Origin of the sequence: Citrobacter sp. Cpo074 (assembly GCF_030332745.1) — a bacterium.
GTDB lineage: Bacteria > Pseudomonadota > Gammaproteobacteria > Enterobacterales > Enterobacteriaceae > Citrobacter > Citrobacter portucalensis.
Genome location: NZ_JAOWHG010000027.1, coordinates 978,974 through 992,919, shown reverse-complemented (window position 1 = coordinate 992,919; position 13,946 = coordinate 978,974). Strand labels below are relative to the sequence as shown.

Here is a 13,946-nt window from a genome sequence, read left to right as displayed (position 1 = left end):
ATGAACTATCGTATTATTCCGGTCACTGCATTCGCCCAGAACTGCTCGCTAATCTGGTGTGAGCAGACTCGTCTGGCCGCGCTGGTCGATCCCGGCGGCGATGCCGAGAAAATCAAACAGGAAGTGGATGCCAGCGGTCTGACGCTAATGCAGATCCTGCTTACTCACGGTCATCTTGACCATGTTGGGGCGGCGGCTGAACTGGCACAGCATTATGGTGTACCGGTTATTGGCCCGGAAAAAGAAGATGAGTTCTGGTTACAGGGACTCCCTGCTCAGAGCCGCATGTTTGGCCTGGGAGATTGTGAGCCGCTGACGCCCGATCGCTGGTTGAATGAAGGTGACCGGATAAGCGTTGGCAACGTGACGTTACAGGTTCTGCATTGTCCGGGTCATACACCGGGACATGTGGTCTTCTTTGATGAGCAATCAAAGTTACTGATTTCTGGTGACGTGATTTTCAAAGGTGGCGTAGGGCGCAGCGATTTCCCGCGCGGTGATCACAGCCAACTGATCGATTCGATTAAACGTAAACTATTGCCGTTAGGCGATGACGTAACGTTTATTCCGGGTCACGGCCCACTTTCTACGCTGGGTAACGAACGGCTACATAACCCGTTCCTGCAAGATGAAATGCCTGTCTGGTAATTCGTTTAATAAATAAAAAGGCCGCATTTGCGGCCTTTTTTGTGCGCGATAGATTACAGTACTGCGACAATCGCTTCGCACAGCGGCGCCATGTTGTCTGGCGTCATTCCTGCCACGTTTACGCGTCCGGAAGCGACAGCGTAGACACCAAACTCTTCACGCAGACGCAGAACCTGCTCTTTGGTCAGGCCGCTAAACGAGAACATGCCGTTCTGTTTGATGATAAAGCTGAAGTCGCGGTTTGCACCTTTCTCTTGCAACGTATTCACAAACAGTAAACGCATGCGCTGAATGCGCTGGCGCATATCAGTCAGTTCCTGTTCCCAGATGGCACGCAGCGCATCGTTGCTCAGAATCGTGGCCACTACGGATGCACCGTGTGCTGGTGGGTTGGAATAGTTAGCGCGAATGGCTGATTTCATCTGGCTGAACGCACGGTCAACGGTTTCAGTATCGGCAGCAACCAGCGTACAGGCGCCTACACGCTCATTGTACAGTCCAAAGTTCTTGGAGTAGGAGCTGGCAACGATCAGCTCTTTGTGCAGAGCCGCAAATGCGCGCAGACCTTCTGCATCTTCTTCCAGGCCACGGGCAAAACCCTGGTATGCGAAGTCGAACAGCGGTAACCAACCTTTTTCGACAGACATCTGAGCCAGCGTTTGCCACTGTTCCAGCGTAGGATCGATGCCGGTAGGGTTATGGCAGCAGCCGTGGAATAGCACCACGTCGCCAGCCTGCGCTTCGCTGAGGCTTGCCAGCAGCGCATCAAAATCTAACGAGTGGTTTGCTGCATCGTAATAGTTGTATTCACAAACTTCCAGACCTGCAGAGTTAAAGACGCTCTTATGGTTCGGCCAGCTTGGATTGCTCACCCATACGCGTTTAGCCGACGTATTTTTTGCCAGGAAATCAGCTGCCACACGCAGTGCACCAGTGCCGCCAGGGGTCTGTGCGGTACGTGCACGCTTATCGTTGATCAGCGAACTTTCTTTACCAAACAGTAATTCCTGAGTGCAGCGACCAAACTCTGGAATACCGTCAATGCCAAGGTAATTTTTGGTGGTTTCATTTTCCAGTATATATTGCTCGGCTTTTTTAACGCTGGTCAGCACCGGCGTTTTGCCTGTCTCATCTTTATATACACCGATCCCGAGGTTTATTTTTCCAGGGCGGTCATCGGCACGAAACAAATCAGCCAGACCCAAAATGGGGTCGGCAGGAGCGGCGGTAATGTTCTCAAACATGACGAGGTTCCATAGTGATTACAGAAGGGAAGTCCGCTATCAGGTTAACGGTAGATTTACAAAATGCCAACCGTTACTGACGAAAAGCTGAGGTGTTTTTTTAAGACGCAAGAATTCGCTAGCAGATATAAAAAAACAGGACCGAAGTCCTGTTTTATAGGCATTTAACAAAGAGGTCTGCTATTAGAACTGGTAAACGATACCGACTGCTACGGTGTCGTCAGAGTTCACGCCCAGTTTGTTATCAGAGTCGATCTGGTTGATCTGGTAGTCAACATAGGTGGACATGTTTTTGTTGAAGTAGTAGGTAGCGCCTACTTCAATGTAGTCAACCAGATCTTCGTTACCCACGCCTTCTACGTCTTTCGCTTTAGATTTGTTGTAGGAGAGGGATGGACGCAGACCGAAATCGAACTGGTACTGAGCGACAACAAAGAAATCTTCAGTTTTGTTGGCGAAGCCACTGTTTCCGGCACCTGAGATGCGAGTTGCGTTACGGGTTTCACCGTAGTTCGCTGCCAGGTAGATGTTGTTAGCATCGTATTTAACGCCAGTTGCCCACTGCTCAGCTTTTTTGCCGCCGTTAGCGTAGAAAGAGTTTTCCTGCGCGTTGGTACGGTCAGCTGCACCGTAAGCACCAACGATACCGAAGCCATCCATTTCGTAGCTTACAGAACCGCCAACGCCGTCACCGTTAGAACGACCGGTATTGCCATCACGCTCGTTTTTACCCAGATACTGGATACCGAAGTTCAGGCCGTCAACCAGACCGAAGAAGTTAGAGTTACGGTAGGTTGCAACACCACCCACACGGCCAACGAAGAAGTTGTCGCTGTATGCGGTATCACCACCAAATTCTGGCAGCATATCGGTGTAACCCAGTGCATCGTAAACGATACCGTAGTTACGACCGTAGTCGAAAGAGCCCAGATCGGCATATTTCAGACCAGCAAATGCCAGACGGGTTTTGTTGCCGTTCTGAGCGTCGCTGCCGCCTTCAGAGTTATTACCGGCAAAGTTGTATTCCCACTGACCGTAACCGGACAGATCGGAATTAATCTGAGTTTCCCCTTTGAAACCAAGACGGGCATAAGTCTGATCGCCATCGTTGCCAGCGTTATCAGAAAAATAGTGCAGACCTACGGTTTTACCGTATACATCCAGCTTGTTGCCATCTTTGTTATAAACTTCTGCAGCGTTAGCTGCCCCGGCTACCAGCAGAGCAGGGATAACCACTGCCAGAATATTGTGCTTCATCATTATTTATTACCCTCATCGGTTTTTATATGACACCTGCCACTGCCGCCAATAAATTCCGTCAATCAAAATTTACGGAACTATTGATGAGAGTTTGGTGTCTTTATGTGTCTGACAGGCATCTTTCCATTCAAACTACCGTTTCGCTACCGTCAAAGTGCTACAAATATAAAGATTTGGTTTCAAAAAGAAAAAATGTGTAACAAATTGTTATTTTTGTGCAACTTTGTGAACAGCGTCAAACTTCGGATGCCCCTGCGCTTAAAATTCTCGTTTTTATTTCTATTTATATGATTTTCTTATGTTTAATTTTGATAAGGTCATTTTTTCTCCGTTATGCCGGAAAGTTCGGATTTTACAGGTAACGATTTTTGGACGTCTGGAGTGCCGTGCGAGAGGCTAAAAAATGTACTATTTAATCAGAAAATGCTAATCCACAATAAAATTGCTGATTATTTTTTGTGCAAATGTATTGCGATGAAATATTACGTAACAGGTGGAGGGGATTGAAAGGTTGTGTTTAACGTGAGATGGGTATCCAGATAGCACTAAAAGGGTATAAAAAAGGCCAGCAATGCTGGCCTTTGAAACAATAACGCACGTTTAGAAGGTGGCGTTACGTGGAGTACGCGGGAACGGAATAACATCACGGACGTTCTGTACGCCGGTGACGTAAGCGATCAGACGCTCGAAGCCCAATCCGAAGCCGGAATGCGGAACGGTACCGTAGCGACGCAGGTCGCGATACCACCAGTAATCCTCTTTGTTCAGACCCATTTCCAGCATACGGGCATCCAGCACGTCCAGGCGCTCTTCACGCTGAGAACCACCGATGATTTCACCGATTCCCGGGGCCAGTACGTCCATTGCAGCAACGGTTTTACCGTCTTCGTTAAGGCGCATATAAAACGCTTTGATATCTTTCGGGTAGTTTTTCACTACCACCGGCGCTTTAAAGTGCTCTTCAGCAAGGTAACGTTCATGCTCAGAAGACAGATCCACACCCCAGTAAACCGGGTTTTCGAACTGTTTACCGCATTTTTCCAGAATGCTTACCGCGTCAGTGTAATCCACCTGCGCGAAGTCAGCGTCAATGAAACGTTCCAGGCGTGAAATCGCGTCCTTGTCGACACGTTCAGCGAAGAATTTCATATCATCCGCACGCTCTGCCAGTACGGCTTTAAACGCGTACTTCAGCATCGCTTCAGCCAGGCCTGCAACATCATTCAGGTCAGCAAAAGCCACTTCTGGTTCCAGCATCCAGAACTCTGCCAGGTGACGACTGGTGTTAGAGTTTTCTGCACGGAACGTCGGGCCAAAAGTATAAATTTTAGACAGGGCGCAGGCGTAGGTTTCACCGTTCAGCTGACCGGAAACGGTCAGGAAGGCCTCTTTACCAAAGAAGTCTTTGTCGAAATCGACTTTGCCCTGATCGTTACGCGGCAGGTTTTCCAGATCCAGCGTAGAAACACGGAACATTTCACCGGCACCTTCCGTATCGGAAGCGGTGATCAACGGAGTCGATACCCAAAAGAAACCCTGCTCGTGGAAGAAACGATGCAGAGCCTGCGCCAGCGTATGACGTACACGCGCTACCGCACCAATCATGTTGGTACGCGGACGCATGTGCGCCACTTCACGCAGATACTCAATGCTGTGACGCTTAGCTGCCATTGGGTAAGTGTCAGGATCTTCAACCCAGCCCGTTACTTCAACCTCAGTGGCCTGAATTTCAAAGCTCTGTCCTTGTCCAGGAGATGCAACGACTTTACCCGTTACGATAACTGAACAACCCGTCGTCAGGCGCAGTACGTCCTGATTGTAATTGGGCAGAGAATTATTGATGACGGCCTGTACAGGATCAAAGCAGGAACCGTCATAAACGGCGAGGAAGGAGATGCCAGCTTTTGAATCTCGGCGGGTACGCACCCATCCGCGCACGGTGACTTCGCTGTCAACGGCTACGCGGCCCTGGAGTACGTCGGCTACAGGCACAACGCTCATAATATTCTCTCTGTTAATAGTCGGATATATAAACACATGTCCACCCGTAATGGGGGGATACCTATGTTACCTGGCATCTGCAATCAGACAAGCAGAATTCGTAGCTGGAGTGAAAGATTTCGGAAATAAACGCGAAAAAGGGAGCCAAAATGGCTCCCTGGAAGGCTTAACTGGCTTTTTTGATATGCGGGAGATCGAAGGCTTTGCGCAGTGCACGAACAAATGCTTTATCGTGGCAGATGGTTTTACCCGGGCTGTCAGATAACTTCGCCACCGGTTTGCCGTTACATTCCACCAGCTTGATCACAATATTGAGTGGCTTAACCTGCGGAATGTCGCATGTTAGCCGTGTCCCAATACCAAAACTCAACTGTACACGGGAAGAGAAGTGGCGGTAGAGTTCAATCGCTTTTTTCAGATCGAGATTATCTGAGAAGACCAGCGTTTTGCTTAGCGGATCAATACCCAGTTTTTCATAATGGGCGATGGCTTTTTCACCCCATTCCACCGGATCGCCTGAGTCATGGCGTAACCCTTGGTAGCGGGTAGCGAACTCAAAGCCAAAGTCGCGTAAAAATGCGTCCATGGTGATGCAATCGGTCAATGCAATGCCGAGTTGATCAGGGTATTCATTTAACCAGGCTGCCAGGGCTACGCGCTGGCTGGTGGCAAGTTCTGGACTGATTTGCTGATGAGCCTGGAACCACTCATGCGCCTGCGTACCCATTGGGGTTAATGACAGGCGGCGGGCCAGATCGTAGTTACTGGTGCCGACAAACCAGGGCTCTTGCTGCAGGCGTTTAACGATAGCCTGCTGTACTTCGCGCGAAAAACGACGACGCGTACCGAAATCCATCAAATGGAAGCGGGACATATCGACATCTTTCGTTAAAGCAGAGAATTCTACTAGTTTGCTTTCCAGCTCATCGAGTGCCTGCGGGACGCCTGATTCAGGTGAACGGTAACGGTGTACCAGTTCGCTAATCACCGCTAACAGCGGGACTTCCCACATGATCACTTCACGCCACGGACCGGTTAAGCGGATGTTTAGCTTGCCGTTATCATTGGTGACGTGAACCTGTTCCGGGTTATAGCGGAAATCACGTAACCAGGTGAGGTAATCAGCTTTAAAGAATGGCAGGCCGGAGAGCCACTGGTACTCATCCTCCTGCAGTCGCAGGTGCTGCATAGCATTCACCTGCTCACGAATAGAATCGGCATAAATACCGAGCAGGTCATCGCCACGGCAACGAAATTCAGCCGCTACTTGTACATCATAGTAGTGGTGAAAAACGGCTTGCTGCATATGCAACTTATAAGCGTCTGTATCCAGCAGCGAGTGCAGAACAGGAGAAGCGAATTGTGTCATAGGTGCGCAGTAGCATCCTCTCACGGGAGCGTTTAGTACAATAAACAACTAAGAAAACCGCTGGAGTATACCCTGTTTAGCGATTTATTGAACCCCGATCACACCATAAGCTCTCTTTCTGGTCGAGGACAATTCGTGCCACGTGTTATGAAAATGTAGCAAAAAGGGTGTTTGTGCCTGAAAAGATGAACATTCTGCGTAGCGCGATTTACGCAACAGGAATAGACTGAAGCCGAGACTCTATTAAAGATGCTAAAGGTTTTTTTATGACACAACAGCCACAAGCCAAATACCGTCACGACTATCGTGCGCCGGATTACCAGATTACTGATATTGACTTGACCTTTGACCTGGATGCTGAAAAAACCGTGGTCACCGCAGTGAGCCAGGCTGTCCGTCATGGCGCGTCTGATGTGCCCCTGCGCCTGAATGGCGAAGATCTGACCCTGGTGTCGATCCACGTGAACGACGAGCCGTGGACAGAGTATAAAGAAGAAGAGGGCACTCTGGTCATTAGTCAGTTGCCGGAGCGTTTTACGCTGCGTATCGTGAATGAAATTAGCCCAGCGGCCAATACTGCGCTGGAAGGGCTGTACCAGTCTGGCGAAGCGCTGTGCACCCAGTGTGAAGCAGAAGGGTTCCGCCATATTACCTGGTATCTCGACAGACCCGATGTTCTGGCGCGTTTTACCACCAAAATTATCGCCGATAAAACCCAATATCCGTTCCTGCTCTCTAACGGCAACCGTGTGGCGCAGGGCGAACTGGAAAATGGTCGTCACTGGGTACAGTGGCAAGATCCGTTCCCGAAACCGTGCTATCTGTTTGCGTTGGTAGCCGGTGATTTCGACGTTCTGCGCGATACCTTTACTACCCGTTCCGGGCGTGAAGTGGCGCTGGAACTGTACGTCGATCGCGGCAACCTTGACCGCGCGCCGTGGGCGATGACCTCGCTGAAAAACTCCATGAAATGGGATGAAGAGCGCTTTGGCCTCGAGTATGACCTCGACATCTATATGATTGTCGCTGTGGATTTCTTCAACATGGGCGCGATGGAGAATAAAGGTCTGAACATCTTTAACTCCAAATATGTGCTGGCACGTACCGATACCGCCACCGACAAAGACTACCTCGATATTGAGCGCGTTATCGGTCATGAGTATTTTCACAACTGGACCGGCAACCGTGTGACCTGCCGTGACTGGTTCCAGTTGAGCCTGAAAGAAGGCTTAACCGTGTTCCGCGATCAAGAGTTCAGTTCCGATCTCGGCTCACGCGCGGTAAACCGCATCAGCAATGTGCGCACCATGCGTGGTCTGCAGTTTGCTGAAGATGCCAGCCCGATGGCGCATCCTATCCGTCCGGATATGGTCATTGAAATGAACAACTTCTATACCCTGACCGTGTACGAAAAGGGCGCTGAAGTCATTCGTATGATCCACACCCTGCTCGGTGAGGCTAACTTCCAGAAAGGGATGCAACTGTACTTTGAGCGTCATGACGGCAGTGCTGCAACCTGTGATGATTTCGTGCAGGCGATGGAAGATGCTTCTAACGTTGATCTCTCCCATTTCCGCCGCTGGTACAGTCAGTCCGGTACGCCGATTCTGACCGTGCGTGATGACTACAATCCGTCAACTGAGCAGTACACGCTGACGATCAGCCAGCGCACGCCGGCCACGCCGGATCAGGCCGAAAAACAGCCGCTGCATATACCTTTCGCCCTCGAGTTGTATGACAACGAAGGGAAAGTGATCCCGTTACAAAAAGGCGGGCACCCGGTGAATTCTGTACTCAACGTCACCCAGGCAGAGCAGACGTTTGTCTTCGATAACGTCTACTTCCAGCCGGTTCCGGCGCTGCTGTGCGAATTCTCCGCGCCGGTAAAACTGGAATACAAATGGAGCGATCAGCAGCTGACCTTCCTGATGCGTCATGCGCGTAACGATTTCTCTCGTTGGGACGCGGCGCAAAGCCTGCTGGCGACCTATATTAAGCTTAACGTTGCCCGTCATCAGCAGGGACAACCGCTGTCGCTGCCGGTACACGTGGCTGATGCATTCCGCGCAATTTTACTGGATGAGAAAATCGATCCGGCGCTGGCGGCAGAGATCCTGACGCTGCCTTCAGTAAATGAAATAGCCGAACTGTTCGACATCATCGATCCGGTGGCGATAACCGAAGTACGCGAAGCGTTAACCCGCACGCTGGCGGCCGAGCTGGCAGATGAATTCCTCGCCATCTATAACGCTAATCATCTTGATGAGTACCGCGTTGAGCATGCCGATATTGGCAAGCGTACGCTGCGCAATGCCTGCCTGCGTTTCCTGGCCTTTGGCGAAACCCATCTGGCTGACACGCTGGTAAGCAAGCAGTATCGTGAAGCGAACAATATGACCGATGCGCTGGCGGCTCTATCCGCGGCAGTGGCGGCGCAGCTACCTTGTCGCGACGCGCTAATGCAGGAGTATGACGATAAGTGGCACCATGACGGTCTGGTGATGGACAAATGGTTTATCCTGCAATCCACCAGCCCGGCGAAAAACGTGCTGGAAACGGTACGCGGCCTGCTGAAGCATCGCTCTTTCAGTATGAGTAACCCGAACCGAATCCGTTCGCTGATCGGTGCCTTTGCAGGTAGCAACCCGGCGGCATTCCATGCGGAAGATGGTAGTGGATATCAGTTCCTGGTCGACATGTTGACTGAGCTTAATAGTCGTAACCCGCAGGTGGCGTCACGTCTGATTGAGCCGCTGATTCGCTTAAAACGTTATGATGCAAAACGTCAGGCGAAAATGCGTGCGGCGCTGGAACAGCTGAAAGGTCTGGAGAATCTCTCCGGCGATCTGTTCGAGAAGATTGACAAAGCGTTAGCCTGAAACGTTGACCTGTAGTTTAGTAGGCCGGATAAGGCGGTAACGCCGCCATCCGGCAAAAGGCCCGGTAAGCGCTACCGGGCCTGGTTTTCTGAGCGGTTATCCATGTCGAAGAATCGGTTGTTCCGTCTCGCCGCGTTTCATAACCCGGTTCAACACTTCCGCTTCCAGATCGGATAACCGTACCGATCCCAAACGGCGGGGGCGCTGAATATCCACCGTCAGATCCAACCCGATTTTTCCGTCCTCAATCAGCAACACGCGATCGGCCATTGCCACCGCTTCACTGACGTCATGAGTGACCAGCAGTACGGTAAAGCCGTGCTCTTGCCATAAAGAGACGATCAGATCCTGCATTTCAAGGCGGGTTAGGGCATCCAGAGCGCCGAGGGGTTCATCCAGCAGCAGCAAACCGGGGCGATGAATTAATGCCCGTGCCAGGGCTACACGCTGTTTTTGTCCACCGGACAGCGCAGCCGGCCATTCGTGAGCACGACTCTCCAGCCCAACGGCGGCCAGCGCATCTCGGGCCGCATCGCGCCACTGACCTTTCAGCCCCAGGCCCACATTATCGATAACCGTCTTCCATGGCAGCAGACGCGCATCCTGGAACATCATACGCGTATCATCCTGAATTTCCGCCAGTGGGGTGGTTCCGGCAAGTAATGCGCCTGAGGTCGGCGATTCCAGCCCTGCCAGCAGACGCAGCAACGTACTTTTACCACCGCCGCTGCGGCCAACCACGGCAACAAACTGTCCGGCTGGAATATGCAAATCTAATTGATTGAGCACTGTATTGGCGGCGTATTGTTTTGTCACGGCGCTCAGCAACAGCGGTGTACCCTGGTTCAGGCGAGCGGTATTCATACGGTAGCCTCCTTTACATGGTAAGCCGGATGCCAGCGTAGCCAGACTCGCTCCAGCAATTGGGCGCTGACGTCGGCAAGTTTGCCGAGCAGGGCGTAGAGAATAATGGCCACCACGACCACATCGGTTTGCAGAAATTCGCGGGCGTTCATCGCCAGGTAACCAATACCTGCATTGGCAGAAATTGTTTCCGCCACAATCAGCGTCAGCCACATCAGCCCGAGAGCAAAACGCACGCCGACCATAATCGAGGGCAGGGCGCCGGGGAGGATCACATGAACAAACAGTGAAAGGCCGGATAATCCATAGCTGCGCGCCATTTCTACCAGCCCACGATCGATACTACGGATCCCATGCCAGGTGTTGATGTAAATTGGGAACAGCGTGCCCAACGCCACGAGAAAGATCTTGGCGGATTCATCAATGCCGAACCACAAAATCACCAGCGGGATCAGCGCCAGATGCGGTACGTTACGCAGCATCTGCACCGAGGTATCCAGCAGGCGTTCTCCCCAACGCGAAAGACCGCTGATAAGTCCCAGTGTCAGGCCAATCGATCCACCGATGGAGAATCCGATCAGCGCGCGCCAGGAACTGATGGCCAGATGCTGCCAAAGCTCGCCGCTGGCGGAAAGCGTCCAGAAAGCTTCGATAACACCTTCCGGAGAGGGCAGAATGCGAGTGGACAGCCAGCCCATTGAAGATGCGAGCTGCCAGAGCGCCACCAAACCTACCGGTAAAAACCAGGGCGCGAGGCGTAATAACCACCTGTTTTTCGGCGTTGCCATTAGCCGCTCCTTAGCTTTGCGCGATTTTGCGCGGGATAAATTCGTTTGCAACCGCTTCGCCTTGTTGGTGCAGACGCTGTGGCTGTGGAATTTCAGGTATCGAAACATCCAGATGCGGGAACAGTAGCTCGCCAACTTTGTACGCCTCTTCCAGATGTGGGTATCCGGACAACACAAAGCTGTCGATTCCCAGCGCGGCATACTCGTTGATACGCGCCGCGACAGTCGGACCATCTCCGACCAGCGCGGTACCCGCACCACCGCGTACCAGTCCAACGCCTGCCCACAGGTTCGGACTAATTTCCAGTTTGTCGCGTTTACCATTGTGCAGTGCAGCCATTCGCTGCTGACCAACCGAATCCGTTCTTGAGAAGGCGGCCTGGGCTTTGGCAATGGTGTCGTCATCAAGGTGGGCTATCAGACGATCCGCTGCCTGCCACGCCTCGTGGGTTGTCTCCCGTACGATCACATGCAGACGAATACCAAAGCGGATCTTGCGCCCGAGCGCCGCCGCTTTGGCTCGCACCTGTTCAATCTTCGCTTTCACCTGCTCAGGGGGCTCGCCCCAGGTCAGATAAAGATCAACCTGCTCGGCAGCAAGGTCTTGTGCGACATCAGACGAGCCGCCGAAATAAAGCGGTGGCTGGGGTTGTTGTACGGGAGGGAAAAACAGCTTCGCGCCGCGAACATGAATATGTTTGCCGTTGAAATCCACCGTTTCACCTTGCAGCAGTCGCCGCCAGACCTGAGTAAATTCAGCAGAGGCTTCATATCGTTCTGTGTGATCGAGGAACACGCCGTCGCCTGCCAGCTCCTGCGGATCGCTGCCGGTCACCAGATTAAATAACGCCCGGCCATTTGAGAGTCTGTCGAGCGTCGCAGCCTGACGTGCGGCAACCGTTGGCGAGGTGACGCTTGGGCGCAGCGCGACCAGAAACTTTAATCTCTGGGTGACCGGGATCATTGAAGCGGCGACCAGCCAGGCATCTTCGCAAGAGCGACCGGTTGGGATCAGGACGCCGGTAAATCCAAGACGATCGGCCGTTTGCGCGATTTGTTGCAGATAACTGTGATCGACCGGGCGCGAACCTTCCTCCGTTCCAAGATAATGACCGTCACCGTGGGTGGGTAAAAACCAGAACATATTCAGACTCATAATTTTTCTCCTGCCTGCTGAGTGGGTTGCCAGATACGCTGGCGAATATCGATTTTTTTCGGTACCAAACGGTTGTCATAAAACAGATCGGCGGTTTGTTGTTGCAGGGCAGCAACAGAGGCGTTGACTGGCACAATGGTGGTTGGCGGACGGTGATCCAGATAAGACGCAATCACCGGTTCGGGCAGCCCCATGGTTTTGGCCAGCAGGGTAATGCTTTGCTGGCGCTGGTTGAGCGTTAGCGCATCGGCCTGGCTAAAGGTATCCAGTACGCCAAGTACAAAAGCGCCATTTTTCTCGGCATAAGGACGGGCGGCGAGATAAAACGAACCGGTTTGCTTGAGGTCTGAGCCGTCCTTCAGTACGCGTACATCACCTTGCAGTAACGCGGCGGAATAATAGGGATCCCAGATAGCCCACGCATCCACGTTTCCTTGCTGAAAGGCCGCTCGCGCATCGGCGGGAGTCAGATACGTTGGTTGAATATCGGTAAATTTCAGTCCGGCCTGTTGCAGCGCCCGGAGCAGTAAATTGTGGGCGCTGGAGCCTTTCTGGAAGGCGACTTTATGTCCTTTAAGCTGCGCGACGCTCTGGATCGGGCTATTTTTTGGCACCAGAATCACTTCGGCTTTTGGTTTAGGCGGTTCAACGCCCACGTAAACCAGATCGGCTCCGGCGGCCTGGGCGAAAATCGGCGGAATGTCACCGGTACTGCCGAGATCGATACTGCCGATATTGAGTGCTTCCAGCATTTGCGGCCCAGCCGGGAATTCAACCCACGAGATTTTGGTCTGCGGGTAGCGTTTCTCCAGTAGCTGATGGCTTTTAGCCAGCACCATACTGACGCTTCCTTTCTGGTAACCAATACGCAGAGCATCGGGGGCCGATTCTGCGGCATGCCCCAGCGTTGACAGCGACAACAACCCGGTCAGTGCCAGCCATGACGTGTGACGCCTGAGAAAATCAAGCATGAGCGGCACCTCGAAGGGTGTTCAGTTGAGGAAGTTGGACATCGCGACGATGCAACGCCAGCCAGAAGGTATCGAGCGCACTGTCCAGACGCTGCTGAAGGTTGGGCGTAAACTGAGGTTTATGCTGATAATCAATCACCTGTGAATCATCGGCAAACACACCGTGCAGGATTTCTTGGGCCTTTAATGCGCTCAGTACCGGTTTCAGCGCGTAATCGACGGCAAGTAAATGCGCCACGCTGCCGCCGGTCGCCAACGGCAAAACCACTTTCCCTTCCAGCGCCCGCTCGGGGAGTAGGTCGAGCAGGGTTTTCAGGGCGCCAGAGTAAGCGGCTTTATAGACTGGTGTTGCGACAATCAGCCCGTCTGCATCCTGCAATTGTTCGATAAATGTGTTCAGCGCCGGACTGTCGAAACGAGCATAGATCAGGTCTTCCGGGGCAAAATTGTGCAGGTTCCAGTGAAAGATTTCGACATCCTGACCGTGAAGTTTTTCTCGGGCATATTCCAGTAACGCACTGGATCGAGAGGGAAAGCGAGGGCTCCCCGCCAGAGTGATGACGCGCATAATTTCATTCTCCCCTTATAACTAATTGTTTGCTTTTGGTTAACATTGATAACAATTTGAGCAGTCTGGCAGAGAGATTTTGTTTATCGAAATGATTTATACGGCATAGAAAAGTTGGAAATTGAATAAAAAGGCAGAGGCGAGGAAAACGATTGCTATTTATTGCCGCAGGTCAATTCCCTTTTTGCTCGCGATCGC

The 13,946-nt window shown here is 52.1% G+C and carries 11 protein-coding genes; 2 read left to right on the top strand and 9 right to left on the bottom strand.

Translation table 11 applies throughout. The annotated features are described in order from the left end of the window. The gene (locus tag OGX83_RS09400) at positions 1–648 is read left to right on the top strand and encodes an MBL fold metallo-hydrolase (RefSeq protein WP_003831949.1); all 648 of its coding nucleotides are present in this window, start codon (positions 1–3) and stop codon (positions 646–648) included. Positions 649–701: 53 nt separating this feature from the next. Here the strand turns inward: OGX83_RS09400 and aspC are convergent, their stop codons facing one another. The 4 genes from aspC to pncB form a co-directional block, all read right to left on the bottom strand. After that, entirely contained in the window at positions 702–1,892 is a 1,191-nt protein-coding gene (gene aspC / locus OGX83_RS09395; RefSeq protein ID WP_048235707.1) for an aspartate transaminase, read from the bottom strand. Between the two features lie 183 nt (positions 1,893–2,075). Continuing rightward, complete coding sequence (ompF, locus tag OGX83_RS09390) at positions 2,076–3,152, bottom strand: porin OmpF (RefSeq protein ID WP_286587865.1); 1,077 nt, start codon at positions 3,150–3,152, stop codon at positions 2,076–2,078. 600 nt (positions 3,153–3,752) lie between these two features. Continuing rightward, on the bottom strand, positions 3,753–5,153 hold the full coding sequence (gene asnS, locus OGX83_RS09385) for an asparagine--tRNA ligase (protein WP_020996514.1): 1,401 nt from the start codon (positions 5,151–5,153) through the stop codon (positions 3,753–3,755). 166 nt (positions 5,154–5,319) lie between these two features. Continuing rightward, entirely contained in the window at positions 5,320–6,522 is a 1,203-nt protein-coding gene (gene pncB / locus OGX83_RS09380; protein ID WP_286587863.1) for a nicotinate phosphoribosyltransferase, read from the bottom strand. Positions 6,523–6,788: 266 nt separating this feature from the next. Here pncB and pepN point away from each other — a divergent pair, with 266 nt between their 5' ends. After that, positions 6,789–9,401: an aminopeptidase N gene (gene pepN / locus OGX83_RS09375; protein WP_286587861.1), complete on the top strand. Its 2,613-nt coding sequence runs from the start codon at positions 6,789–6,791 to the stop codon at positions 9,399–9,401. 96 nt (positions 9,402–9,497) lie between these two features. On the opposite strand, the gene ssuB is transcribed toward pepN, so the two are convergent. The 5 genes from ssuB to ssuE are packed head-to-tail and all read right to left on the bottom strand — an operon-like array spanning position 9,498 to position 13,748. Further along, positions 9,498–10,265, bottom strand: coding sequence for an aliphatic sulfonates ABC transporter ATP-binding protein (gene ssuB / locus OGX83_RS09370; RefSeq protein WP_008784274.1), 768 nt, complete (start codon positions 10,263–10,265; stop codon positions 9,498–9,500). Continuing rightward, complete coding sequence (ssuC, locus tag OGX83_RS09365) at positions 10,262–11,053, bottom strand: aliphatic sulfonate ABC transporter permease SsuC (protein ID WP_032942897.1); 792 nt, start codon at positions 11,051–11,053, stop codon at positions 10,262–10,264. The genes ssuB and ssuC overlap by 4 nt, the downstream gene beginning before the upstream one ends. 10 nt (positions 11,054–11,063) lie before the next feature. After that, positions 11,064–12,209 carry an FMNH2-dependent alkanesulfonate monooxygenase gene (gene ssuD / locus OGX83_RS09360; RefSeq protein ID WP_286587858.1) on the bottom strand — a complete coding sequence of 382 codons (1,146 nt, stop codon included), beginning with the start codon at positions 12,207–12,209 and terminating at the stop codon, positions 11,064–11,066. Further along, entirely contained in the window at positions 12,206–13,180 is a 975-nt protein-coding gene (locus OGX83_RS09355; RefSeq protein ID WP_032942899.1) for a sulfonate ABC transporter substrate-binding protein, read from the bottom strand. Before OGX83_RS09355 ends, ssuD begins: the two co-directional genes overlap by 4 nt. Further along, positions 13,173–13,748: an NADPH-dependent FMN reductase gene (gene ssuE / locus OGX83_RS09350; RefSeq protein WP_032942900.1), complete on the bottom strand. Its 576-nt coding sequence runs from the start codon at positions 13,746–13,748 to the stop codon at positions 13,173–13,175. The genes OGX83_RS09355 and ssuE overlap by 8 nt, the downstream gene beginning before the upstream one ends. Positions 13,749–13,946: the final 198 nt, after the last annotated feature.